Raw genomic sequence first — 24,206 nt, forward strand, 5'->3', positions numbered from 1 at the left:
GTTATAGTTTTAAGCAAAGTAACAAAGAATGAATTTTTTATTGCTTTTTATTATCAAAAATTTAACTCAAATATAAATCAAAAGGCTGATAAATTTCTTTACCAGCCTTTCTCTCTGCTCAAAATTATCTTTACTCATTATTTAACAGCCAAACCAAAAGCTATGAAACCAAATAAAAATTACTTTTTATTTTTTTGTTTCTGCTTTAGCTGCTTCTGCTTTAACCTCCGCTTTCTTAGCTTTTTTCTCTGCCTTTTTCTCTTTTTTAGGAGCTTTTGCTTCTTTTACCGGAGTTGTTTGTGCCGGAGTTGTCTGAGCGTTTACCATTGCTGTTGTTCCTAAAACTGCTACTGCTAACATTACTAATTTTTTCATGACTTTGAATTTTATAAATTATTATTATTTGATTATTTATAAGCCAAAGATAGAATCAGTAAATGAAGATGAAATGAAGATTTGCCGTGTTAAAAAAAATTAACTTTAAATTAAGTTTTTGCAGTTTCCGGGAACAAAAGCAGAAATGTTGTTCCTTCGTTAATTCCTGAGGTAACCTTAATTTCTATATGATGAAAATTAGCAATACTATCTGCGATAGCAAGTCCGAGGCCTTGCCCGTCCTGATCTGAATTGATTCGGGCAAACCGGTTAAATATCTTTTCAATTTGAGAAGAATCCATGCCGATTCCTGAATCTTCGATAGCAATAAAATAGTGTCGGTTTAGAAATCCGTCAGTAATTGTGATTTTTCCTTTTTGATAATTGTATTTAATTGCATTTGTAATCAGGTTGTAAATAAGAATATGAATCAGTGTTTTATTTCCTTTAAAACTAAAATCATGTTGCATTGTATTCGAAAACTCAATTTCTTTATCTTCAATTCTGTCCTGAAGATCTTCCTGCATGTCTGTTATAATTTCATAGAAATGAATCTCTTCTTCGGTTGTATACTGATTGTTTTCGATTCGGGAAATCAACAGCAGGTTATTGATAATTTTTTTCAACATGTCCAATGTCTTCAGGGAGCTCGCAATTTTATCAACCGCAGTATCATCTAAGGAATCATTCTGCAATAAATTTTCCAGCTTGTTTTTGAGTAAAGCGATTGGTGTAAGAAGTTCGTGCGAAACGTTGGAGATAAATTGTTTTTCTTTTTTAAAAAGCTCTCCGATACGATCCATCATCTGATTTAAAACCAAATCAAGTTCCCTGAAATCCCGTGATTTTGCTTTTATTGGCGTATGATCGAAAGTTTCGGGTTCATTGACCCGTCGAATTTTAGTATCAATTATTTTATAAAAAGGTTTCAGCAGATATTCAATATAAACTGTATCAGCCAGAAATGTAACCAGAAGAATAATCACCAAAACAATAATAATAAATAACCTGATGATAAATGTGAGGTCGTTTACTTCGCTAAGATCACTGCCAATTTCGAGTTGATATCCTTCCTTTTCATAGGTGAAATGATATTGGAGAATTCTGTACTCATTCTCTTCCCCCTCAATAATCCGATAGTCATTACTAAAAGTGGTTTCTTTTTGACGAGGCTTTACGGGAACTTTCGAAAGTACCAGAAACTCACTGTGAAGCGTGGAAAATTGCGAATACGTTTCGGTTGAATCACCGGGATTTTCGATAAAATCATTAATCTCATTTTGATTTAAATGGTCAATAAATTTTTTCTTTTTCTCCAGCAATCCATTATTAATATGCCTGTAAACTACATTTTCGACCAAAATGGGCAACATTAACCATAAAACCAAAATAACCAACAATCTTGTCAGTGCATTAAAAATCGCCAATTGGTGTTTTATCTTCACAATATCTTATTTTACTCATTAATTCGATAGCCGACATTTCTGACTGTTTCAAACCAGCCGATATCGGTATGTTTGTCTAACTTTTTTCGAAGATTCCGAACATGAACATCTATAAAATTAGAATCTGAATTCACTTCCAGAATATCACCCCAAATATGCTCGGTTAATTGCAGCCGGGTAATCACCCGATTTTTATTCAGCACCAAATACTGAAAAATATCAAACTCTTTTTTGGTCAGATTAACAGGAATAGCATTGTAGCTTACCTTATAGTCCTGCAATTGCAGGGAGAAGCCATGAACTACCAGGTCATTCAATGTAAAACCATGCATTCTGCGAATAACCGCAAACAAACGGGCACTCAATTCGGTTAAGGCAAACGGTTTTGTGAGATAATCATCGGCGCCAAGATGCAAACCATTAATTCTGTCGTCTAATTCGCCACGAGCTGTAATGACAATGACAGCAATCTTTGATTTGGTTTTCCGAACAGCCCTCAAAACCTCAAAACCATCACCATCAGGCAGGCCAAGATCGAGTAGCATGGCATCATAATCATTACTGTTTACCTCTTCTAAAGCATCACTGCAATTATGAGTAATCTTGCACACATAACCCGTGTTGCATAAAAAATCATACACTTCTGCAGCAAGTTCCTTATTATCTTCAACAATTAAAATATTCATATACACAAATTCTAAGCGCAACTAAAATTAGGCAATTATAAAAAGCCCTGTTGCCTGTTATTAAAAAATTAACGAATCAAAAAAAAAGCTGATAAATTTCTTTATCAGCTTTCTCCATAATTATCCTTTCTGTTTTGCTCCCCTTACAATCCTTCGACAGCAAAACAAAAACAACTCTTATTTTTTCATTGCTGAGGCTTCTGATTTTGGAGCTTCTTTTTTATCTGATTTTGCTTTTTTATCAGATTTTTTTCTGGGATGTTTTGTAGCTTTAACCTCTTTTACGGGAGTTGCTTTAACTTCTTTTACAGGACCAACTTTTAAAGCCGGAAATGCATGTACCATTGCTGTAGTTCCTAAAACTGCTACGAATAACATTAAAAAATTTCTCATGATTTCTACAATTTAAAATTAATAACCTTTTTAATTACAGATCAAATTTACTCCTGTAAAATGAAGACCAAATGAAGAAAACATACCTCTTAGAAATTTTAACTTCAGATTAACTTATTAGTCCATTCGAGGCATTTTCGACCATGTAAGTTATGTAAGTTCATTTAATCTTTATGAATATGCGTAATGTTTTAAACACGCCGAATTACGCCTTCACTAAAATGAACTTATATAACTTATATCGCTAAAAAAAAATCCTGTTACTCTAATTTTTAAGGACCCAATTGTTTATTTTTACAGACTAATATTTTTTTTATGTCAACTCAAAAACGTCTTTTTCTTCTTGATGCTTATGCACTAATATTCCGTGGTTATTATGCTTTCATAAAAAATCCAAGGATTAACTCCAAAGGAATGGATACATCTGCCATTATGGGCTTTATGAATTCCCTTCTGGATGTCATCAAAAGAGAAAAACCGGATCATCTGGCGGTTGCTTTTGACAAAGGCGGAAGTCATGTGCGAACAGAAATGTATACCGAATATAAAGCCAATCGTGACGAAACTCCGGAGGCTATAAAAATTGCGATTCCCTATATTCAGAGTTTATTAAGCGCAATGCACATTCCAATTATTGAATCTAATGGTTGTGAGGCCGATGATTTAATTGGTACCATTGCAAAACAGGCCGAAAAAGAAAATTACAAAGTCTACATGGTTACGCCTGATAAGGATTTTGCACAATTGGTTTCTGAAAATATTTTCATGTATAAACCGGCCCGAATGGGTAACGGAATTGAAATCTGGGGTGTTCCCGAAGTTTTGGCCAAGTTTGAAATTGAAAGACCGGAGCAGGTGATTGATTTTCTCGGAATGATGGGTGATGCGGTCGATAACATTCCGGGACTGCCGGGTGTTGGAGAAGTGACCGCAAAGAAATTCCTGAAAGAATTCGGATCAATGGAGAATCTTTTGGCCAATACGCATTTGCTGAAAGGAAAAATGAAAGAAAACATCGAAGCCAATAAAGAGAAAGGAATCCTTTCTAAAAAACTGGCTACCATTATTATAGACTGCGATGTTGTTTTTAATGAAACGGATTACGAGTTAACGCGTCCCGATATCGAAAAAACAGATGCTATTTTTCAGGAACTTGAATTCAGAAGAATGGCAGAACAATTTGATAATTTGTTTAAAACAGGCGGCACTTCAACTGCAAATGAAGCCCCTGATGCCAAATTATACAAAAAACCACAACCTAAAAACGAAGATCAGTTTGATCTTTTCGGAAGTGCAACTTCAGATGAAAATCCTGAAACCGCAAGAACTTCTTTCTATACTACATTAGAAAATACCCCTCACTCCTATCAGGCTGTTGAAGGCGATTTGGGCGTCAAATTACTTTTGCAAAATTTACAAAAACAGCCTTCTGTTTGCTTCGATACCGAAACGACAGGTTTAGATGCGTTACATGCGGAGTTGGTTGGGATTTCTTTTTCGTATGAAAAAGGAAAAGGATATTATGTTCCGTTTCCGGAAAGTCAGGAAGAAGCTCAAACTTTAATCAACAAATTTATTCCGTTTTTTGAAAATGAAAACATCGAAAAAATTGGTCAGAATTTAAAATACGATTTAAAAATTCTTTCTAATTACGGCGTTACTGTAAAAGGAAAGCTTTTCGATACTATGATTGCGCATTATCTGATTAATCCGGATATGCGTCATAATATGGATATTTTAGCAGAGACTTATTTGAAATATTCGCCCAAATCAATTGAAACCTTAATTGGTAAAAAAGGCAAAAATCAACTTTCCATGCGCGATGTTGCGCTTGAAGAAATCAAAGAATATGCTGCCGAAGATGCTGATATCACTTTGCAGTTAAAAGAAATTTTCACAACAGAATTAGACAAAACAGAAACTAAAAAGTTATTTGATGAAATCGAAATTCCGTTAGTAAGTGTTCTGGCTGCTATGGAAACCGAAGGAATTCGTCTGGATGTTGAATTTTTAAGTGCCATGTCTAAAGAAATGGATGTTGAAATTAAATCTCTGGAGCAAAAAATTTATGAAAGTGCCGGAGAGAAATTTAATCTGGCCTCGCCAAAACAATTGGGTGATGTCTTATTTGATAAAATGAAAATAGGAGGCGCCAAACAAAAGAAAACCAAAACGGGTCAGTACGCGACCGGCGAAGAAGTTTTAACGTATTTGGCCAACGACAATCCAATTGTAAAAGAGATCCTGGACTGGCGTCAGATGGTAAAATTACAGAGCACTTATATTTTGGCTTTACCGGAACAGGTAGACAAAAAAACATTACGTGTTCATACCGATTATATGCAAACCGTTGCCGCTACGGGCCGTTTGAGTTCTAATAATCCGAACTTACAGAATATCCCGATCCGTACCGAAAGAGGCCGTCAGATTCGTAAGGCATTTGTCGCAAGAGATGAAAACCATACGTTGATTTCTGCCGATTACTCTCAAATTGAATTGCGAATTATTGCGGCTCTAAGCGGAGAAGAAAATATGATTGCTGCTTTCCAAAACGGAGAAGACATTCACAAAGCAACTGCCGCAAAAGTATTTGATGTTCCGTTAGAAGAAGTTTCCCGCGAACAAAGAAGCAATGCCAAAACCGTAAACTTCGGAATTATCTACGGCGTTTCTGCCTTTGGACTGAGCAACCAAACTTCATTATCACGCAGCGAAAGTGCCGCTTTAATTGAGGCTTATTATAAAACATACCCACGATTGAAATCTTATATTTCGGACCAAATTGAGTTTGCCCGCGAAAAAGGATATGTACAGACTATTTTAGGACGTCGTCGTTATCTGAAAGATATCAATTCGGCAAATACAGTGGTGAGAAGTGCCGCTGAACGAAATGCTGTAAATGCCCCTATTCAGGGAAGTGCTGCAGATGTCATTAAAATTGCCATGATCAACATTCATAAAAAATTAAAAGAAGAAAACTGGAAATCAAAAATGCTGCTTCAGGTACATGATGAGCTTGTGTTCGATGTTCACAACGATGAACTTGAAAAAATCCAGCCCATGATCAAACACGAAATGGAAAATGCTTTTAAAATGGCCGTTCCTTTAGAAGTGGAATTAGGAATGGGTAAAGACTGGCTGGAGGCGCATTAATTTTATTTTAGATTTAGACTACAGATTTTAGATTTCCGGGTAAAAGAAACACAATCTTGTGATTTCTCCTCCGTCGAAATGACACAATAAAAAAAGACTGTCCTTTTGGAACAGTCTTTTTTTATGTATCTCTTTTTTTTGAACTATAATTTCCGAGTAGATTCTCGTTCTTTCAATACCGTCTTAATAACGATTGTTTCGTAATCCGAAGTTTCTTCTTCGTTTTCTTCCAGTCTTTTGATTAATCTTTTGGCAGCGACTTCTCCAATCTCAATTCCGTGCTGACTTACTGTAGTTAAACTTGGTGACAGACGTCTTGAAGCCAAAATTCCATCAGCAAAACCAATGATCGATAAATCTTCGGGAACTCTGTATCCTTTTTTCAATCCAACCCTTAGGGCGGCAACAGAATCATTTTCATCCAAAGCAAAAATTCCGTCAATTTTGTTGTTATCAAAAATCGCATCAATTTTAGCTTTCATATCCTCTTCAGAATCGGTACGAAGAATGATCTTTTCGTTTACCGGAATATTATTATCTCTTAGAGCTTTCAAATATCCATCGGCTCTTAATTTTCCAACACTCAGATTATCAACTGAAGAGATTAAGGCAATATTTTTACATCCTATATTGATTAAATGCTGAGTTGAATTTAAAGCCGAATCAAAATCATCAACTACAACCTTGTCACATTCTACTTCATCTGCAATTCTGTCAAACATTACAATAGGAGTTCCGTCATTTATAATCGCCGAGAAATGGTTGTATTCCTGTAGTTTTTGTGCTTCTTCCGAAACGGACAATATAAAACCGTCGATAGTTCCGTTACTAAGCATTTCAAGTGTATGAATTTCTTTTTCCAAAGACTCATTAGAAATACAGGTAATTACGTTATATCCTTTTTTGTCTGCTACTTTTTCGATACCGCTAAAAACCTTCGCAAAAAAGGAATTTAATATATTAGGTATAATAACTCCAATTGTTTTTGTTTTACGATTCTTCAAATTCAGACCAATAACGTTTGGTTTGTAATTTTTTAGTTTAGCATACTCTTTAATTTTTATTTTAGTCTGCTCACTGATTTCAGGGCTATCATTAAGCGCTTTAGAAACTGTTGATACAGAAACATTAAGTTCTTTCGCGATTTGTTTTAAAGTTGCTTTAGCTTTCATTCTATCATAATTTATGGAATTAGTACAAATATAGTAGAATTAGTGAAATTACAACAAAAACCAAATAAAAGCTGAGTGAAATTATAAAGTAGATTCATTTCTTATTTTATAATGATTTAAAAAAAAACATGAAGAATCAGAAGTTTATTTCTTAAAAGCCATAAGTGATTTCTATTAAATTACGATGTAAAAACTTACTTATAATAAATATTTATGTTAAAAAAAGAAAATACAACGATCTGTTTTAAACTCAATATTTATAAAGCTCTCCTGTAAATACATCAATTTCATAAGTAATTACGCACTCTTCTTCAGAATCACAGTTACTAAAACCCCTGGAAACAAAGGCACTTTACAGATTATCAGAAGATTACCATATTTAAAAACAGAATTTTATTACAAAATTTAATCTACCTTTAAGTAGGAAATAAGTATCAAATTTTTTACAAACTCCTAAAACCGCACTCTTTAAAATTTCGTTAATACTTATTTACAGATAATTATGATTTGCTATTAATAACCTTAAAAAATTTAATTATGAAAAACGAAGTAAAAATTCATGAGGTTGACACTTCATTGAACAACAGAAGGAATTTTCTCAAACTTAGCGGACTGACTGTTGTTGGTGCGGGGTTACTTATGGCCGGGTGTAGTGATAATGATAATGACGACCCAGTTGTAGATAATATGTTACCGGGAATCAGAAATGGAAAATTTGACTTAGGTGCCGGAGATTTTGGCGTTTTAACATATGCGTATGCTTTAGAACAATTAGAAGCTGACTTTTATACTAAGGTGGTAAATGCTTCAAATTTCAATGCCACTTTTAATGAGATCGAGAAACAAGTACTTACCGACTTATATCATCATGAAGTCGTGCACAGAGATTTCTTTAAGGCTGCTTTGAGCGGCGGACTACCGGACCCGAGTTCTCAACTATTGCCGACACTTGCCTTTAATTATGGTGCATTAAACTTTAACAGCCGTACTGATGTTCTTGCAACTGCTAAAGCTCTTGAAGATACTGGTGTAGCTGCTTACAATGGTGCCGGAAAACTGATCAAAAGTCCCGATTATCTATTATTAGCCGGGAAAATTGTTTCCGTAGAAGCAAGACATGCCTCTGCAATCAGAAGTTTAATCAATCCTAATTCTAAGGATTTTGCAGGCGATGATATCGTAAATATGACTACCGGATTGGATGATGCAAAAGATCCGTCTAAAATATTGGCCATTGCAGGTGGATTTATTACAACACAATTTACAGCTCAATTTTTACCTTAATATTAATGCACTTTAAAAACTAGAAATTATGAATATATTAAAATTTATAGAGTCATTTACTAATGAAGGTATTATGGCCAGCACAGGTTCAAGAAGAGACAGTTTTACACAATTTGGAAATCTTGGAAAAAATTTAGCATTTGCATCCATTCCCTTTGGTTTATCAGCGTTAGCAAATAAAGCAATGGCACAAGATATAACCGCCACTCCGGCAACACCAATCGGAGCTTTGCAATTTGCACTGACATTAGAATATCTGGAAAACGAATTTTATGCGATGGCATTAGATTCAGGAGTTATTCCGGCATCAGAAAATGGTGGTCGCGATTTAAAAGTTTTTCAGCAAATAGCAGATCATGAAGCCGATCACGTAAAATTTCTAATTGCCGGATTAGGAGGCACCTCGAGTGCTAACTTTGTTCCGAAACCAACTTTCGACTTTACGGTTGGCGGTGCTTTTGATCCTTTTGGAAATTATCAGACATTTTTGGCTTTAGCCCAGGCATTTGAAGATACAGGTGTAAGAGCCTACAAAGGTCAGGCCGCAAACCTGATTTCGGCTCCGGCTTTACTAACCGCAGCATTACAAATACATTCTGTTGAAGCACGTCATGCCTCTGAAGTACGAAGACTGCGTGGTTTAAAAGGATGGATTTCTAATAGCGACAGAGGTACCGGAATGCCAGCAGCTACACAAGCCGTATATGATGGTGAAGGACTTACCATGCAGGCAGGATATAATACTGCAACCTTATTTGGAGCTGCCGCCGGATCTGAAGCTTATGACGAACCACTTACTACACAACAAGTTGTAGACATAGCCAATATATTTATAGTGTAAATTATTTTTTTATAAGTCTTTTATAAACCATCTTTACTTCATTTTGTAAAGATGGTTTTTTTATTGTTTTAGATGAAAAAATAACTCCTGAAAATCAGCAGTTAAAATAATCATTTAAGGTATTTGGTTTTAAAATAATTAATTGTACTTTTGCATCCCCTTTATTGGGGATGGAATGTTTAATTAAAATAATATTATGGACGCATTAAGCTACAAGACAATTTCAGCTAGCAAAGCCACTGTAACGAAAGAGTGGATTGTTGTTGACGCTGAAGGTCATAACTTAGGTCGTCTTGCTTCAAAGGTTGCAATGATCTTAAGAGGTAAGTACAAGCCAAGTTACACACCGCACGTTGACTGTGGAGATAACGTAATTGTTATCAACTCAGAAAAAATTAACCTTACAGGTACAAAAATGAATGACAAAATTTACATGCGTCATACAGGTTACCCAGGAGGACAAAGAACTTTAACTGCTAAAGTATTGCAATCTAAAAACCCTGCATTACTAGTAGAGAAAGCTGTAAAAGGAATGTTACCTAAAAACAAATTAGGGGCTGAACTTTTTAGAAATCTAAATGTTGTTGTAGGATCTGAGCACAAACAAGGAGCTCAAAAACCTAGAACTGTTAACCTAAACGATCTTAAGTAATGGGAGTTATTCACAAAATCGGTAGAAGAAAAACCGCTGTTGCACGTGTATATGTTTCTGAAGGAACAGGAAAAATCACTGTAAACAAAAAAGAATTCGCAACTTACTTTCCAACTGCAACTTTACAATACAAAGTTTTACAACCAATGTCTATGACAGAAAATGTAAACAACTTTGATGTAAAAGTAAACGTTTACGGAGGTGGTTCAACTGGTCAGGCAGAAGCTGTAAGAATGGCATTAGCACGTGTTATGTGTGAAGTAAATGCTGAAAACAGAGCTATCCTTAAACCAGAAGGTTTATTAACAAGAGATCCAAGAATGGTTGAACGTAAGAAATTCGGTCAGAAGAAAGCTCGTAAGAGATTCCAATTCTCTAAACGTTAATATTACTTGTCTTGTTCAATTAGGACAAGACATGATCAATTATTTATTGAAATTAAAAAACACAGTTGTTGTTGCTCTCCTACCGAGGTAGGAAATAGTTTAGCATCTAAATGTATAAAGCCTGGGAAACCGCCATTTATACATTGCTAATCAACAGAACGTAAACTAGTACAAAAATGGCAAACAAAATAGAAGTTAAAGACTTACTAGAAGCAGGTGTTCACTTTGGACACATGACTAGAAAATGGGATCCAAACATGGCTCCTTACATTTATATGGAGCGTAATGGTATACACATTATCAATCTATATAAAACTGCAGCTAAAATTGAAGAAGCTAATGAAGCTTTGAAAAAAATCGCTGCATCAGGTAGAAAAATATTATTCGTAGCTACCAAAAAACAAGCAAAAGACATCGTTGCTGAAAAAGCAAAAGCTGCAAACATGCCTTATATCACTGAAAGATGGCCTGGTGGAATGCTAACTAACTTCGTAACTATCAGAAAGGCAGTTAAAAAAATGTCTTCTATTGATAAAATGAAGAAAGATGGTACTTTCATGACTCTTTCTAAAAAAGAGCGTTTGCAAGTTGATCGTCTACGTGCTAAATTAGAGAAAAACTTAGGTTCAATCGCTGATATGTCTAGACTACCTGCAGCATTGTTCGTAGTAGATATCAAAGCTGAACATATCGCAATAAAAGAAGCACAAAAATTAAACATTCCAGTTTTCGCAATGGTTGATACGAATTCTGACCCAAGAGAGGTTGATTACGTTATTCCTGCAAATGATGATGCTTCTAAATCAATTGACAAAATTTTATCTTTAGTAACTGCTGCTGTAATCGAAGGTCTTTCTGACAGAGGTTCTGACAAAGAAACTGAAGTTTTTACTGAAGAAGCTGCTGTTGAAGCTGCTCCTGCTGTAGAGGCTGCACCAGCTGTTGAAGCTGCACCGGCTGTTGAAGCTGCTGCTCCTGCAACTGAAGAATAAATAACAATTTAAATTCCAAATTTTAAATTCCAAAATCCAAAAAAAAAAAATTAAAAACATTATGTTGATAATTTAATAAAATTGGAGTTTGGGATTTAAAAGATGGAATTTTTACTTTTAACATTAAAATTCAAAATATTATGGCAACAATTACTGCTGCAGATGTAAATAAATTAAGACAAACTACAGGTGCCGGAATGATGGACTGTAAAAAAGCTTTAGTTGAGGCTGATGGAGATTTCGATAAAGCTATTCAAGTCCTTAGAGAAAAAGGACAAAAAGTTGCTGCTAACCGTTCTGACCGTGAGTCTTCTGAAGGAGCTGCTGTTTCTTTTATCAATGCTGACAATACTAAAGGAGCTATCATTACTTTAAACTGCGAAACTGATTTCGTAGGTAAAAATGAGGCTTTCGTAACTTTGGCTAAAGAATTAGTAGAAAAAGCTATCAATTTCTCTTCTAAAGAAGAATTCTTAGCTTCAGATTTCAACGGAATTACTGTTGCTGAAAAATTAATTGAGCAAACTGGAGTTATCGGAGAAAAAATCGAAATCGGTGGTTTTGAAATCTTAGAAGGTGCTTTTGTTGGATCTTATGTTCACGTTAACAAAATTGCTGCATTAACTGCAATTTCTGCTGCAGTTCCTAACGCTGACGTTTTAACTAAAGATGTTTCTATGCAAGTTGCTTCTATGGGAGCTGATACATTATCTTACAAAGATTTTGATCCTGCTTTCGTTGAATCTGAACTTGCTGCTCGTATTGCTGTAATCGAAAAGGATAATGAAGAAGCAAAACGTTTAGGAAAAACTTTAAAAAATGTTCCTAAATATATTTCTTTCTCTCAATTAACGGAAGAAGTTTTAAAACAAGCTGAAGAAGATGCTAAAGCGGAATTAAAAGCTGAAGGTAAACCAGAGCAAATTTGGGACAAAATTATCCCAGGAAAAGTGCAACGTTTCATCTCTGACAATACTACTTTAGACCAGGAGAAAGCCTTACTAGATCAAAACTTCATCAAAGATGACAGTAAAAAAGTTAGTGATTATGTTAAAGGATTCAACGTTGAAATTTCAGGTTTCAAAAGAGTTACTTTAGGTTAATATATTATTATTTCAATATAAAAAGCCCGAATATTTATTTATTCGGGCTTTTTTATTTGCTGATTTCAGGCTCTTAGTTTTTCTTCTCTACGATCGGAAAGTTTCTCGCACGCATTAAAGCATCAGACTTAGGGGCTCTTCCTCTGAAGTTCTCATATGCTTTTTCCTGATCAATCGTGTTTCCAACGCTAAATACAGTATCATAAAGACGTTTGGCTACTTCTTTGTCATAAGGGCCTTTTCCTTCAAGGAAAGCTTCGTAGGCATCTGCATTTATAACGTCAGCCCATAAATAACTATAGTATCCGGCTGCATATCCATCACTCGAAAAAATATGTCCAAATTGTGGAATTCTGTGGCGCATTACAATCTCAGAAGGCATATGTAGCGCATCTAATGTTTCTTTTTCAAATTTATGAGGATCAATAGCTGTCGTAGTCAAATGAAGCTTCATATCTATTAAAGAACTTGAAATAGTTTCTACAGTAGAGAATCCTTCACCAAAGTTGGCTGCTCTTTCAATTCTTTCCACCAATGCATGCGGCAAAGGCTGATTCGTTTTGTAATGCAAGGCAAATTTATTCAAAACTTCAGGAGTAGCCAGCCAATGCTCTAACAACTGAGAAGGAAACTCTACATAATCCCTGGCTACCGATGTGCCGGATAAACTAGGATAGGTTACATTGGAGCACAAACTATGAAGCGCATGCCCAAATTCATGAAATAGTGTTGTAGCATCCTCCCATGAAATTAAAATAGGCTCATTTGCAGTGCCTTTAATAAAATTGCAATTGTTAGAAACAATCGTCAGCACGTCACCATCCAGTTTTTGCTGATCCCTGTAAGAATTCATCCATGCGCCGGAACGCTTTCCTGTACGTGCATAAGGATCAAAATACCACAATCCTACCACTTTACCGGTTAGCTTATTACTTACCTCCCAAACACGCACATCCGGATGATATACCGGAACATTTGTAATTTGTTTAAAATTTAAATTGAATAATTCACCCGCAACCCAAAACATTCCTTCGCGCAGGTTTTCTAATTGCAAATAAGGCTTCACCTCATTTTGGTCTAAATCATACTTTGCTTTCCTTACTTTTTCAGCATAGAAACGATAATCCCAAGGCTGAATTTTAAATGTACCGCCTTCCGCATCCACAATTTTTTGCATTTCAGCAACATCCTGATGTACTTTTTCTACAGCCGGAGTCCAGACAGATTCCATTAGTGCCATTGTTTTCTGTGGTTCTTTTGCCATTTTATTTGACAAACTCCAATGAGCGAATGAAGGGAAACCAAGTATTTTGGCTTTTTCCGTACGTAATTGCAAAATAGAGACTAAAGTGGCATTATTATCATTCGCATTTCCGTTATCACCTCGTTTCACAAAAATATTAAAAGCCTTTTCGCGCAAATCCCTACGATTGGAAAAAGTCAAAAAAGGTTCGATTGAAGAACGCGTATTGGCAACACATCCCATTACGCCTAATTTTCTCTCTTTCGCTTCTGCAATTGCTGCATTTTTCACTTCAGCAGGAAGGCCGTCGAAATCGGCTTCAGTCTTTAATTCCACATACTGATCATGTTCTTCTGCCAGCAAATTTTGACTGAATTTCGTAAAAAGTGTCGCCAGCTGCTTATTGATTTCAGCTACTTTTTCTTTATCGGCATTATTTAATTTTGCTCCTTCACGAACGAATTCTGTATAATACAACCAAATTAAGCGTTGTTGTTCACTCGTAAGTTTTTTACTTTCTTTTGAATTATATAACGTTTCGATCCTTTCGAAAAGCTTTTTATTCTGATTGATCTTATCATTGAATTCAGAAAATTTAGGAGACATTTCCGTATCTACGGCATTAAACTCCGGACTGCTTAAATTTGATCTGTAAATTCCGTAAACTGTAGCAATTCTTGTAATTGTTTTTCCGGAAAGCTCCAAAGCCGCTATCGTATTGTCAAAAGTCGGAGCTTTTGGATTATTGGCAATAGCATCTACTTCGTTAAGTTTTTCCTGAATTCCGAACTCAATTGCCGGTTTAAAATCTGATACTTTATACTCATTAAAAGCAGGAACGCCTCCATAAGGGCCGACCCATTTTTTAAGCAGCGGATTCTCAGAATTGGTTTGTGCGTGTGACGCAAAAAAAGTTGTACCCATAAGAAAAATTCCTATTATTTTTTTCATTATCATTAATTTACTTGATCTAAATGAATTTTGTTAGTTTCTCAAAAATAACTAAAAAACGCCATTGAATAGAAAAATTTAACTTTCAGTATTCTTAAATCAGCTAATTATTTAATTTAAATTCAAACTGTTTTATGTTATAAAGAAAAAACTTAAATTTGAAACTTCAATCACAAAAAGATATGTTCAAAACCAAAAAAGAAATTGTCTTTGTTATTCTTGCAGGAATTTTTATCACTAATGCTGTAGTAGCTGAATTAATTGGAGGAAAATTAATTCAAATTGGGCCATTTGTAATGAGTATCGGAATTCTGCCCTGGCCTATCGTTTTTCTTACAACCGATTTAATCAATGAGTATTTTGGAGAAAAGGGAGTTAAAAAACTTTCTTTTATAACAGCTTGTCTGATCGCTTATGCCTTTCTAATCTTATTTATGGCTATCGTAATTCCCGCGGCAAAAGGCATCAGCCCGGTAAATGATGAACAATTTCTCGCCGTTTTCGGACAAAGTATGTGGATTATTGTCGGAAGTCTTATTGCCTTTATGGCCTCTCAGCTTATAGATGTATGGATCTTTTGGTTTTTTAAAAGACGCACAGGTGAAAAAAAAATATGGCTGAGAACTACCGGATCTACCGTAGTCTCTCAATTATTTGATTCGTTTATTGTTCTCGGAATTGCTTTCTGGCTACCGGGAAAAATCAATTTTGACACTTTTATTTCTTCAGCCTTAACGGGTTATGTTTTTAAACTGTCAGTCGCCATTTTATTAACTCCGTTAATTTATCTGGGGCATCATTTAATCAAAAAATATTTGAAAGAGGATTCTTCTGTTAAAGATTAAGCGTACCTTGTAGTTATGAAAAAGATAATTGCCATCTTACTCCTTTCAATAGCCTGTTTTTTTACAGGCTGTGGTGACGATGCAAAAAAACAGGCTAAACAAGAAACCGTTTATCCGGTCAATAAATTAAACCCTGCTCCGGTAAAAATCTTAAAAAAAGCAACACCGAAAACTACACTTATTTCAAATTCCAAAAAAAGAGCTCTTGCTGAAAAAAAGAATATTTTTTCAGTAAAAGCAGAACATGATTTTGAGCCGCAAATTAAAAACCAACAGATTATAGCAAACAGTCCTAAATTAGATCTTAGTGAAGAGGCAAATAAAACCCTGATGACGTTCGTTAATTTGCGCAAAATACTTTACGGAAGCAAAATTGGACAGACTTTAACTCAGGAGGAACTCACTCAAAAATTTGAAATTCCGGAAGAAGCTGTTAAACTTGTAAAAAGTATTACAAAAACCGACGATGATGAAATTGCCGTAAAATGGCGTTCGACATGGTTGGTAGAAAAGATTTCCGATGCTAAATTCAGAGACGGCCTGATGAAAATCACCTTTAAAGCCAATAAACTATACACTTCAGGGACTGCAATTGGCATCAAATACGACAAGAAGATTTATAATGAACTGGTTATAATTGGCCGTTCTGCTTATATTCCGGGCGTAAAAGGATATAGCTGGCAAATTGGAAAATAATAGAGAAACAAAAACCTGGTTAAAGACTAGTGCTTAAAGGTTTCGCGTGTCCTTTATTTGGTAATGAAGCTTTATACATAATTAAAAAAAGACACGAAATGAACTCTGACGAAATAATTATTTTTTTAGAAAAGTACAATTACAAGTACACCGTAAAACAAAATTTGATAACTGTAAATCTTGAATTTTCACAAAATGTTATTATTGATTTATCGAGTCCGGGGAAACTTAAAATAAGCGATCAGCTTGTTAGCTGGAATTTTTTAACAGGAGTTATTACAATGAGTTTGAAAAATGCCTTTGTGTATAATTTTGTACTAACCGTGTTTTTTGGCTTTTTTTGTCAATATGCTGAAGTATTGAACCATAATTTAACGAATATATATCTAACTTTTATAAGCTGGATCTTAATTTTTATAATCTTTTACCTGATCAAACTTGAAAGTTTTAAATTACAACTTATAGCAGCTACAAAATAGATGTATAAATCTCAAACTTACTAATTGAGATTCTTTATATTTGAAATAAAAAATGGAGCCTATTCGATGCAGCTGGTGTTCCGCCAGTGATTTATACAAAAAATACCATGACGAAGAATGGGGCGTTCCGGTATATGACGATGCTTCATTATTCGAATTTTTAATTCTGGAAACTTTTCAGGCAGGTTTGAGCTGGATTACCATTTTAAATAAAAGAGAAAATTTCAGGACTGCTTTTGATGATTTCGATTATAAAAAAATAGCCCATTATCCGGAAGATAAAATTGAATCTTTATTACTCGATACCGGAATTATCCGCAACAGGCTTAAGATTCGAGCTACCATTTCAAACGCGCAGGCCTTTCTAAAAATACAGGAAGAATTTGGAAGTTTCTCTGACTATATCTGGAAATTCACCAATGGAAAACCAATCATAAACAATCCGAAGACATCAAAGGATGTTCCTGCTACTACTCCACTCTCCGATGAAATCAGTAAAGATTTAAAAAAAAGAGGCTTCAAATTCGTAGGTTCAACGGTTATTTATGCTCATATGCAGGCTACGGGCATGGTCAACGATCACGTTGAGGACTGCTGGACGAGGACTTAGTAGACTGTTTTCAGTCGCAGTTTTCAGTCTGTTTGCAAGTCCCCTTTCTCAGTCGCAGTTTCAGTCTCTTTGCGGGTTTCCAGTTTTAAGTTTTATGAAAATCTGAAAACTGCGGCTAAAAACTGCGACTGAAAACTTTTTTTCCTTACATTTGCTTCACACTTTAGGGGTGTCTGCAACATTGCAGGCTGAGATTTTACCCTCTGAACCTGATCTAGTTCATACTAGCGTAGGGAAAAGTAAGATGACTTCTTCGCGCATTTTTGTGCGCAATTGTAGCCATTCCTAAAGTATTATTATATACTAAACTCAAAAGGAATGGAACTAAAAATCAACCAACAAATCAAAAAATTCAATGCTGAAACACTTAGCGTTCAGTCATTGCTCGATCTCGAAATTCCAAACAAACAAAACGGAATCGCCGTGGCGGTCAACAGCACCGTAATTCCAAAACTACACTGGAATTCACACCTTATTCAGGAAACAGACGAGATTCTAATTATTTCAGCAACGCAGGGTGGATAAAAGTTAAATTCCAATCTTGAGGGTTTAGGATAAATTCTAAATTCCAATTTTACTTTATAACAAATCCTTTCACATTTCACAACACACCTCTTACATAAAAAAGCTATGACTAACGAAGAACAAATATCCAGAACACCCTTTCCAAATTCTCAAAAAATATACATCAGCGGAGAAATACATCCGATAAAAGTGGCAATGCGTGAAGTAATTTTAAGCGACACAAGGCTTTCAAACGGCGGGACAGAAAAAAATCCGCCTGTAACTATTTACGACACATCGGGTGCTTACACAGATCCAAACATCACAATCGACATTCGAAAAGGGTTGCCCCGATTAAGAGAAGAATGGATTTTAGACCGAAAAGATGTAGAAATTTTATCTGAAATAACTTCCGATTACGGGCAAATGCGTTTAAAAGATGAGAATCTTGATCATTTAAGATTCGAATACCTGCATCAGCCAAAAAGAGCAAAAAAAGGGGCTAATGTCACCCAGCTTTATTATGCCAAACAAGGAATTATTACTCCTGAAATGGAATATATTGCAATTCGAGAAAATCAGCGAATTGAACTTTTAAACGAACAAACCAAAGCCATGCAATGCCAGCATGCAGGTCATAGTTTTGGAGCAAATACACCCAAAAGTAAAATTACGCCGGAATTTGTCCGCAGTGAAGTGGCTATCGGACGCGCTATTATTCCAAATAATATCAATCACCCTGAAAGCGAACCCATGATTGTGGGCCGCAATTTCCTTGTAAAAATAAATGCGAACATTGGCAATAGCGCTGTGACCTCAAGCATCGAAGAAGAGGTCGAAAAAGCCGTTTGGGCCTGCCGTTGGGGAGCAGACACCATCATGGATTTATCGACAGGAAAAAACATTCATGAAACCAGAGAATGGATTATCCGCAACTCCCCCGTACCCATCGGAACGGTGCCCATTTATCAGGCTTTGGAAAAAGTAAAAGGCATCGCCGAAGATTTAACCTGGGAAGTTTTCCGCGATACCTTAATCGAACAGGCAGAACAAGGCGTTTCTTATTTCACGATTCATGCCGGCGTTTTATTGCGTTACATTCACTTAACTGCCGATCGCGTTACCGGAATTGTTTCCCGCGGAGGATCGATTATGGCAAAGTGGTGTCTGTTTCATCATAAAGAGAATTTTTTATACACCCATTTTGAGGAAATCTGCGAAATCATGAAACAATACGATGTCGCTTTTTCCCTTGGAGACGGTTTGCGTCCGGGTTCTATTGCCGATGCCAATGATGCTGCGCAATTTGCGGAATTGGAAACACTTGGAGAATTAGCTAAGATTGCCTGGAAACATGATGTACAGGTTTTCATAGAAGGTCCGGGTCACGTGCCCATGCACATGATTAAAGAAAATATGGACAAACAATTAGAACATTGTAATGAAGCTCCGTTTTACACACTCGGCCCGTTAACAACAGATATTGCGCCGGGATACGATCATATTACCTCTGCAATCGGAGCAGCTATGATTGGATGGTACGGCTGTGCAATGCTTTGTTACGTGACTCCAAAAGAGCATTTAGGCCTGCCCAATAAAAAAGATGTAAAAGACGGTGTCATCACCTATAAAATTTCGGCACATGCCGCAGACCTTGCCAAAGGACATCCGGGTGCTCAGTATCGTGATAATGCTTTAAGTAAAGCCCGTTTTGAATTCCGTTGGGAAGATCAGTTTAATTTATCGCTGGATCCGGATACGGCAAGAGAATTTCACGATGAAACACTTCCGGCCGAGGGTGCTAAAATTGCACATTTCTGCTCGATGTGCGGTCCGAAATTCTGCTCCATGAAAATCTCTCAGGAAATCCGTGACGTTGCTGCTGCCGAAAAAGGTATGCAGGAAAAATCAGAAGAGTTTATTGAGCAGGGGAAAGAGATTTATATCTGAGAAAGAAAACAGTAAAGATTAAAGAAAAAAATCAGGCTATGATTGTTATTACCAATCCTTCTGCTATTGCAAATGAAATCAACCTGATCCATTCTCTTTTTGAGGAAGGATTAGGTCTATTTCATGTTCGAAAACCTGAATTTTCTGAAATTGAAATGGCAAAATTCATTCATCAGATCAAACAGGAGTTCAGATCTAAATTGGTATTACACAATCACCATCAAATTGCAGCAGATTTTGGAATTGACAGGATTCATTTTTCCGAAAAAGAAAGAAAAAAGGCTTCGGAAATTTCATCAGAGAACAAAATAATTTCAACTTCTGTGCATTCAATTGAAGCTTTTAATGCATTGAATCCGAATTTTGAATATGCTTTTTTAAGTCCTGTTTTTAAAAGTATTTCGAAACAAAATTATGCATCCGAAACTGATCTTTTTGAAGCTTTGAAATCAAGAACAAATTTCAAAACAAAAATTGTTGCCTTAGGTGGAATTCATCCAGAAAACATTCAAAAAGTACTTAAAAACGGCTTTGATGACATTGCCCTTTTAGGAGCGATCTGGAATCATAAAAATCCTGTAACCCAATTTAAATTATGCCAGAAAATCGTCCATACGCACTCTCTATAGCAGGTTTTGACCCGACCGGTGGTGCAGGAGTTTTAGCTGATATTAAAACTTTCGAGCAGCATCAGGTCAGCGGTTTTGCCATTTCGACAGCGAATACACTTCAGACCGAAAATCAGTTTTATGACATTCAATGGACTGATTTAAGTTTTGTTATCCGGTCTGTGGAGACCTTATTTCAAAACTATAAAATCAAAGCCGTGAAAATCGGAATTACTCCGGATTTAAATTATTTAAGCCGAATTGTTTCAGCCATAAAACTTGCCTCTTCAACCACAAAAATTGTCTGGGACCCGGTTTTAAAATCAACAACTCAATTTGAGTTCCTTAAAATCACAGCTGATTTGAATCTTTATAAAATCTTATCCCAAATTGATCTGATTACACCCAATTACAAGGAAGCAGCGCTATTATTTCCGGACTTTTTATCGGAAGATTTTCAGAATAAAAACGAAATACCAACAGCTGTTTTAGTAAAAGGAGGACATAACGAAGCGAAAACCGGAACCGATTATCTGTTTCTGAAAGATGAAATAATAGCATTACTGCCTTCTGAAAAAAAATGCTTCGAAAAACATGGTTCAGGCTGTGTGCTATCGGCAGCAATTGCCTCAAATCTTGCCTTAAATCAGACCCACGAAGAGGCTTGTAAAAACGCTAAAATTTACATAGAAAAATACCTGAGTTCAACACCAACTTTAATTGGCTATCATTATGTACCATAAACTACAATACATTTCGCAGGGAAATACAATTGAAAAGCAGTTGTACAATATTCATGACGCACTGGACAGTGGCTGCGACTGGATTCAGATGCGTTTCAAAAATCAAAGCGCTAAAAACTGTTTTGCATTAGCGGAAGCAGTAAAATTTTTATGTGAAGAATACCTTGCTAGCTTCATTGTAAACGACAATGTATATCTGGCACAGCAAATTGCCGCAGATGGTGTGCATTTAGGTCTCCTTGATACTAAAATTGAAGAAGCGAGAGCCATTCTGGGAAATACCAAAATAATCGGGGCTACTGCCAATACATTCGACGATATTCAAAATCATATTGAAAATGGTTGTGATTATATTGGATTAGGGCCACTGCGCTTTACAACAACAAAAGAAAAATTAAGTCCGATTTTAGGTTTTGAAGGGTATCATGCAATTCTTCAAAAATTAAAAGAAAACCACCTTGACATTCCGGTTTATGCCATTGGCGGAGTGACCTCTGAAGATATCGATCAACTGATGGAAATTGGACTCCATGGAATTGCTGTTTCCGGAATACTTACCAAAACTGATCAGAAAGAAAAACTCATTCAACAATTAAACGAAAAATTATATGCAAACGTCGTCATTTAAAATTGGTGATAAAACCTTAACCTCACGCCTGTTTTTAGGAACCGGAAAGTTTGGTTCTAATTTAGAAATGGAAGAAGCAATTTTGGCTTCTCAAAGCGAATTGGTAACGGTTGCCTTAAAACGAATTGATTTAGAAACCGAAACGGATGCTATTTTAGCACATTTGAAACATCTGGGAATTAATCTGTTACCCAACACATCGGGCGCAAGAAACGCCAAAGAAGCCATTTTTGCCGCTCAATTAGCCCGCGAAGCATTAGAAACAAACTGGTTGAAACTTGAAATACATCCGGATCCCAAATACCTCATGCCGGATGCAATTGAAACTTTAAAAGCAACAGAAGAATTAGCAAAACTAGGTTTCATTGTTCTTCCCTACATTCATGCCGATCCTGTTTTGTGCAAACATTTAGAAAACGCCGGAACTGCAGCCGTAATGCCTTTAGGGTCTCCAATTGGCAGTAATAAAGGACTCAAAACTATCGATTTCCTCGAAATAATCATCGAGCAAAGCAATGTTCCTGTCATTATTGATGCGGGAATTGGCTCTCCGTCTGATGCTGCAAAAGCAATGGAATTAGGTGCTGATGCTGTTTTGGTCAATACAGCAATTGCTGTCGCCGGAAATCCGAAGTTAATGGCGGAAGCTTTTAAAGAAGCTGTAATCGCCGGGAGAAAGGCTTTTGAGGCTAAACTTGCAAATCAACAAAATCATGCCATTGCTTCTAGTCCTTTGACGTCTTTTTTATATGACTGATTTTTGGTCTCTCTCGTAGATTTGGCAGATTGCGCAGATTATTTTTGACACGTTTAAATTCAAATAAATCTGCCAAATCTGCGAGAAAACATTTTCAAATAAAAAAGTAAGAAATTTCGTTATATTTGATTTAAAAATTCAAATCATAATTATGTCAGAAAATGAAATTTCATATAAAGTAAGAGGAGCTATTTTTACAGTATACAACACATTAGGCCCTGGACTATTAGAATCAGTTTACGAAAACGCTCTATATTATCAATTAAATAAAGATGGATTAAGCACAACTAAACAAATTAATTTACCCGTTAGATATGCTGATGTAGAATTAGATATTAGCTTCCGATTGGATTTACTAGTTGAGAACAAAGTAATTGTTGAGTTGAAATCAGTTGAAGAATTAAAATCTCTTCATTTTAAACAATTAAATACTTATTTAAAACTAACAAATAAAAAATTGGGATTATTAGTCAATTTTAATTGTATCAATATTCTAGACAATAAACATCGAGTAGTAAACAAAATTTAATCTGCTCAATCTGCCAAATCTGCGAGAAAAAAAAACAAGCCCAATGAAAACATTTAAATCGGTTTTTGGCCAGTATGACTGGGATTCCATTCAATCTAAAATATATCAAACCTCATCAAAAGAGGTAGAACTTTCTTTGGCAAAAAACAAACGGAATCTGGATGATTTTTTAGCTTTGATTTCACCCGCGGCACAACCTTATCTGGAACGAATGGCCCAAGAGTGCCACGAGCTGACGAAGAAACGCTTTGGTAAAACAATTCAGATGTATGCGCCTTTGTATTTAAGCAATGAATGCCAGAACATCTGTACCTATTGTGGCTTTAGTCTCGATAATAAAATCAAGCGAAAAACGCTCTCTGACGAAGAAATTAAGCTGGAAACCCAAGCTTTAAAAGCAGCGGGTTTTGACCATGTTTTACTGGTTACGGGCGAGGCTAACTATACCGTTAATATTAATTATTTCCTGAATGCAATTGCCCAGATCAAAGAACAATTTTCGATTATTTCGGCAGAAGTTCAGCCCCTTTCAACAGAAGAATACGAGCGTCTGCATGAAGCGGGTGTTTATTCGATTTTGGTTTATCAGGAAACCTATCATCAGGAAGTGTATAAAAAGTACCATACCAAAGGCAAAAAATCAAATTTTGATTTTCGTCTGGAAACTCCCGACAGAATAGGAACCGCTGGGATTCACAAAATGGGCTTGGGTGTTTTGTTAGGGCTGGAAGACTGGCGAACGGATAGTTTTTTTAATGCCTTACATATCGACTACCTTCAGAAGAAATACTGGCAAACCAAATATTCCGTTTCATTTCCGAGATTACGTCCCGCCGAAGGCATTATCGAACCTAATTTTATTATGGATGATAAAGATTTAACACAGCTGATCTGTGCGTACCGTTTGTGGAATGAAGATCTGGAGATTTCAATTTCTACACGTGAAAACGAAAAATTCAGAAATAATATTATTCCGATTGGGACAACGAGTATGAGTGCCGGTTCTAAAACGAATCCGGGTGGTTATGTAGTTGATCCGCAATCACTGGAACAATTTGAAATCAGTGATGAACGTTCCGCCAAAGAAATCGCGGAAATCATCAAAAATTCCGGTTACGAACCCGTCTGGAAAGATTGGGACCGAACATTTAATCCCTCTATCAAAATTTAGATACATCTAA

At 35.8% G+C, this 24,206-nt stretch carries 24 protein-coding genes and 1 riboswitch; of the genes, 18 read left to right on the forward strand and 6 right to left on the reverse strand.

Annotation, left to right across the window (positions count from 1 at the left end; all coding sequences use genetic code 11):
* Nucleotides 1–186 precede the first annotated feature (186 nt).
* From EV142_RS00545 to EV142_RS00560, 4 genes are all read right to left on the reverse strand, one after another.
* Nucleotides 187–375: a hypothetical protein gene (locus EV142_RS00545; protein WP_132031690.1), complete on the reverse strand. Its 189-nt coding sequence runs from the start codon at nt 373–375 to the stop codon at nt 187–189.
* 110 nt (nt 376–485) lie between these two features.
* Nucleotides 486–1,820 (reverse strand): sensor histidine kinase, encoded by a 1,335-nt coding sequence (locus tag EV142_RS00550; protein WP_238698620.1) that lies wholly within the window; start codon nt 1,818–1,820, stop codon nt 486–488.
* Between the two features lie 11 nt (nt 1,821–1,831).
* Entirely contained in the window at nt 1,832–2,506 is a 675-nt protein-coding gene (locus tag EV142_RS00555) for a response regulator transcription factor (RefSeq protein ID WP_132031692.1), read from the reverse strand.
* Between the two features lie 177 nt (nt 2,507–2,683).
* Complete coding sequence (locus EV142_RS00560) at nt 2,684–2,899, reverse strand: hypothetical protein (protein ID WP_132031694.1); 216 nt, start codon at nt 2,897–2,899, stop codon at nt 2,684–2,686.
* A gap of 315 nt (nt 2,900–3,214) precedes the next feature.
* Between EV142_RS00560 and polA the strand changes: the two genes are divergently transcribed.
* Entirely contained in the window at nt 3,215–6,052 is a 2,838-nt protein-coding gene (gene polA, locus EV142_RS00565; protein WP_132031696.1) for a DNA polymerase I, read from the forward strand.
* Between the two features lie 143 nt (nt 6,053–6,195).
* Here the strand turns inward: polA and EV142_RS00570 are convergent, their stop codons facing one another.
* Nucleotides 6,196–7,224, reverse strand: coding sequence for a LacI family DNA-binding transcriptional regulator (locus EV142_RS00570; RefSeq protein ID WP_132031698.1), 1,029 nt, complete (start codon nt 7,222–7,224; stop codon nt 6,196–6,198).
* Between the two features lie 537 nt (nt 7,225–7,761).
* Between EV142_RS00570 and EV142_RS00575 the strand changes: the two genes are divergently transcribed.
* The 6 genes from EV142_RS00575 (at nt 7,762) to tsf (ending at nt 12,482) form a co-directional block, all read left to right on the forward strand.
* Nucleotides 7,762–8,508 carry a ferritin-like domain-containing protein gene (locus tag EV142_RS00575; protein WP_132031700.1) on the forward strand — a complete coding sequence of 249 codons (747 nt, stop codon included), beginning with the start codon at nt 7,762–7,764 and terminating at the stop codon, nt 8,506–8,508.
* Between the two features lie 28 nt (nt 8,509–8,536).
* Complete coding sequence (locus EV142_RS00580; protein WP_132031702.1) at nt 8,537–9,349, forward strand: ferritin-like domain-containing protein; 813 nt, start codon at nt 8,537–8,539, stop codon at nt 9,347–9,349.
* 196 nt (nt 9,350–9,545) lie between these two features.
* Entirely contained in the window at nt 9,546–10,001 is a 456-nt protein-coding gene (rplM, locus tag EV142_RS00585; RefSeq protein WP_007808911.1) for a 50S ribosomal protein L13, read from the forward strand.
* Nucleotides 10,001–10,387 (forward strand): 30S ribosomal protein S9, encoded by a 387-nt coding sequence (rpsI, locus tag EV142_RS00590; protein ID WP_007808909.1) that lies wholly within the window; start codon nt 10,001–10,003, stop codon nt 10,385–10,387. Before rplM ends, rpsI begins: the two co-directional genes overlap by 1 nt.
* A gap of 176 nt (nt 10,388–10,563) precedes the next feature.
* Nucleotides 10,564–11,379, forward strand: coding sequence for a 30S ribosomal protein S2 (gene rpsB / locus EV142_RS00595; protein WP_132031704.1), 816 nt, complete (start codon nt 10,564–10,566; stop codon nt 11,377–11,379).
* Nucleotides 11,380–11,519: 140 nt separating this feature from the next.
* Nucleotides 11,520–12,482 (forward strand): translation elongation factor Ts, encoded by a 963-nt coding sequence (tsf, locus tag EV142_RS00600; RefSeq protein WP_132031706.1) that lies wholly within the window; start codon nt 11,520–11,522, stop codon nt 12,480–12,482.
* A gap of 73 nt (nt 12,483–12,555) precedes the next feature.
* On the opposite strand, the gene EV142_RS00605 is transcribed toward tsf, so the two are convergent.
* Entirely contained in the window at nt 12,556–14,676 is a 2,121-nt protein-coding gene (locus EV142_RS00605; protein ID WP_132031708.1) for a M3 family metallopeptidase, read from the reverse strand.
* Between the two features lie 182 nt (nt 14,677–14,858).
* Between EV142_RS00605 and EV142_RS00610 the strand changes: the two genes are divergently transcribed.
* From EV142_RS00610 to thiH, 11 genes are all read left to right on the forward strand, one after another.
* Entirely contained in the window at nt 14,859–15,521 is a 663-nt protein-coding gene (locus tag EV142_RS00610) for a queuosine precursor transporter (RefSeq protein WP_132033164.1), read from the forward strand.
* A 15-nt stretch (nt 15,522–15,536) separates the two neighbouring features.
* Entirely contained in the window at nt 15,537–16,217 is a 681-nt protein-coding gene (locus EV142_RS00615) for a hypothetical protein (RefSeq protein ID WP_132031710.1), read from the forward strand.
* A gap of 531 nt (nt 16,218–16,748) precedes the next feature.
* Nucleotides 16,749–17,306 (forward strand): DNA-3-methyladenine glycosylase I, encoded by a 558-nt coding sequence (locus EV142_RS00620; RefSeq protein ID WP_132031712.1) that lies wholly within the window; start codon nt 16,749–16,751, stop codon nt 17,304–17,306.
* A 155-nt stretch (nt 17,307–17,461) separates the two neighbouring features.
* A riboswitch (TPP riboswitch) is annotated at nt 17,462–17,559 on the forward strand.
* A 65-nt stretch (nt 17,560–17,624) separates the two neighbouring features.
* Nucleotides 17,625–17,831, forward strand: coding sequence for a sulfur carrier protein ThiS (thiS, locus tag EV142_RS00625; protein WP_132031714.1), 207 nt, complete (start codon nt 17,625–17,627; stop codon nt 17,829–17,831).
* 105 nt (nt 17,832–17,936) lie between these two features.
* The gene (thiC, locus tag EV142_RS00630; protein WP_132031716.1) at nt 17,937–19,760 is read left to right on the forward strand and encodes a phosphomethylpyrimidine synthase ThiC; all 1,824 of its coding nucleotides are present in this window, start codon (nt 17,937–17,939) and stop codon (nt 19,758–19,760) included.
* 38 nt (nt 19,761–19,798) lie between these two features.
* Entirely contained in the window at nt 19,799–20,389 is a 591-nt protein-coding gene (locus EV142_RS00635) for a thiamine phosphate synthase (protein WP_132031718.1), read from the forward strand.
* Entirely contained in the window at nt 20,356–21,111 is a 756-nt protein-coding gene (locus tag EV142_RS00640) for a hydroxymethylpyrimidine/phosphomethylpyrimidine kinase (RefSeq protein WP_132031720.1), read from the forward strand. Before EV142_RS00635 ends, EV142_RS00640 begins: the two co-directional genes overlap by 34 nt.
* On the forward strand, nt 21,101–21,739 hold the full coding sequence (locus tag EV142_RS00645) for a thiamine phosphate synthase (RefSeq protein WP_132031722.1): 639 nt from the start codon (nt 21,101–21,103) through the stop codon (nt 21,737–21,739). The genes EV142_RS00640 and EV142_RS00645 overlap by 11 nt, the downstream gene beginning before the upstream one ends.
* Nucleotides 21,720–22,496, forward strand: coding sequence for a thiazole synthase (locus EV142_RS00650; protein WP_132031724.1), 777 nt, complete (start codon nt 21,720–21,722; stop codon nt 22,494–22,496). Before EV142_RS00645 ends, EV142_RS00650 begins: the two co-directional genes overlap by 20 nt.
* 151 nt (nt 22,497–22,647) lie before the next feature.
* Nucleotides 22,648–23,025 carry a GxxExxY protein gene (locus EV142_RS00655; RefSeq protein WP_132031726.1) on the forward strand — a complete coding sequence of 126 codons (378 nt, stop codon included), beginning with the start codon at nt 22,648–22,650 and terminating at the stop codon, nt 23,023–23,025.
* Nucleotides 23,026–23,068: 43 nt separating this feature from the next.
* Nucleotides 23,069–24,196 carry a 2-iminoacetate synthase ThiH gene (gene thiH, locus EV142_RS00660; protein WP_132031728.1) on the forward strand — a complete coding sequence of 376 codons (1,128 nt, stop codon included), beginning with the start codon at nt 23,069–23,071 and terminating at the stop codon, nt 24,194–24,196.
* Nucleotides 24,197–24,206: the final 10 nt, after the last annotated feature.

This window comes from Flavobacterium circumlabens (genome assembly GCF_004345565.1).
GTDB classification, from domain to species: Bacteria; Bacteroidota; Bacteroidia; order Flavobacteriales; family Flavobacteriaceae; genus Flavobacterium; species Flavobacterium circumlabens.

Coding starts and splice junctions, on each gene's coding strand:
- EV142_RS00545 (WP_132031690.1), bottom strand. CDS start 375: ATGAAAAAATTAGTAATGTTAGCAGTAGCAGTTTTAGGAACAACAGCA.
- EV142_RS00555 (WP_132031692.1), bottom strand. CDS start 2,506: ATGAATATTTTAATTGTTGAAGATAATAAGGAACTTGCTGCAGAAGTG.
- EV142_RS00560 (WP_132031694.1), bottom strand. CDS start 2,899: ATGAGAAATTTTTTAATGTTATTCGTAGCAGTTTTAGGAACTACAGCA.
- polA (WP_132031696.1), top strand. CDS start 3,215: ATGTCAACTCAAAAACGTCTTTTTCTTCTTGATGCTTATGCACTAATA.
- EV142_RS00570 (WP_132031698.1), bottom strand. CDS start 7,224: ATGAAAGCTAAAGCAACTTTAAAACAAATCGCGAAAGAACTTAATGTT.
- EV142_RS00575 (WP_132031700.1), top strand. CDS start 7,762: ATGAAAAACGAAGTAAAAATTCATGAGGTTGACACTTCATTGAACAAC.
- EV142_RS00580 (WP_132031702.1), top strand. CDS start 8,537: ATGAATATATTAAAATTTATAGAGTCATTTACTAATGAAGGTATTATG.
- rplM (WP_007808911.1), top strand. CDS start 9,546: ATGGACGCATTAAGCTACAAGACAATTTCAGCTAGCAAAGCCACTGTA.
- rpsI (WP_007808909.1), top strand. CDS start 10,001: ATGGGAGTTATTCACAAAATCGGTAGAAGAAAAACCGCTGTTGCACGT.
- rpsB (WP_132031704.1), top strand. CDS start 10,564: ATGGCAAACAAAATAGAAGTTAAAGACTTACTAGAAGCAGGTGTTCAC.
- tsf (WP_132031706.1), top strand. CDS start 11,520: ATGGCAACAATTACTGCTGCAGATGTAAATAAATTAAGACAAACTACA.
- EV142_RS00605 (WP_132031708.1), bottom strand. CDS start 14,676: ATGAAAAAAATAATAGGAATTTTTCTTATGGGTACAACTTTTTTTGCG.
- EV142_RS00610 (WP_132033164.1), top strand. CDS start 14,859: ATGTTCAAAACCAAAAAAGAAATTGTCTTTGTTATTCTTGCAGGAATT.
- EV142_RS00615 (WP_132031710.1), top strand. CDS start 15,537: ATGAAAAAGATAATTGCCATCTTACTCCTTTCAATAGCCTGTTTTTTT.
- EV142_RS00620 (WP_132031712.1), top strand. CDS start 16,749: ATGGAGCCTATTCGATGCAGCTGGTGTTCCGCCAGTGATTTATACAAA.
- thiS (WP_132031714.1), top strand. CDS start 17,625: ATGGAACTAAAAATCAACCAACAAATCAAAAAATTCAATGCTGAAACA.
- thiC (WP_132031716.1), top strand. CDS start 17,937: ATGACTAACGAAGAACAAATATCCAGAACACCCTTTCCAAATTCTCAA.
- EV142_RS00635 (WP_132031718.1), top strand. CDS start 19,799: ATGATTGTTATTACCAATCCTTCTGCTATTGCAAATGAAATCAACCTG.
- EV142_RS00640 (WP_132031720.1), top strand. CDS start 20,356: ATGCCAGAAAATCGTCCATACGCACTCTCTATAGCAGGTTTTGACCCG.
- EV142_RS00645 (WP_132031722.1), top strand. CDS start 21,101: ATGTACCATAAACTACAATACATTTCGCAGGGAAATACAATTGAAAAG.
- EV142_RS00650 (WP_132031724.1), top strand. CDS start 21,720: ATGCAAACGTCGTCATTTAAAATTGGTGATAAAACCTTAACCTCACGC.
- EV142_RS00655 (WP_132031726.1), top strand. CDS start 22,648: ATGTCAGAAAATGAAATTTCATATAAAGTAAGAGGAGCTATTTTTACA.
- thiH (WP_132031728.1), top strand. CDS start 23,069: ATGAAAACATTTAAATCGGTTTTTGGCCAGTATGACTGGGATTCCATT.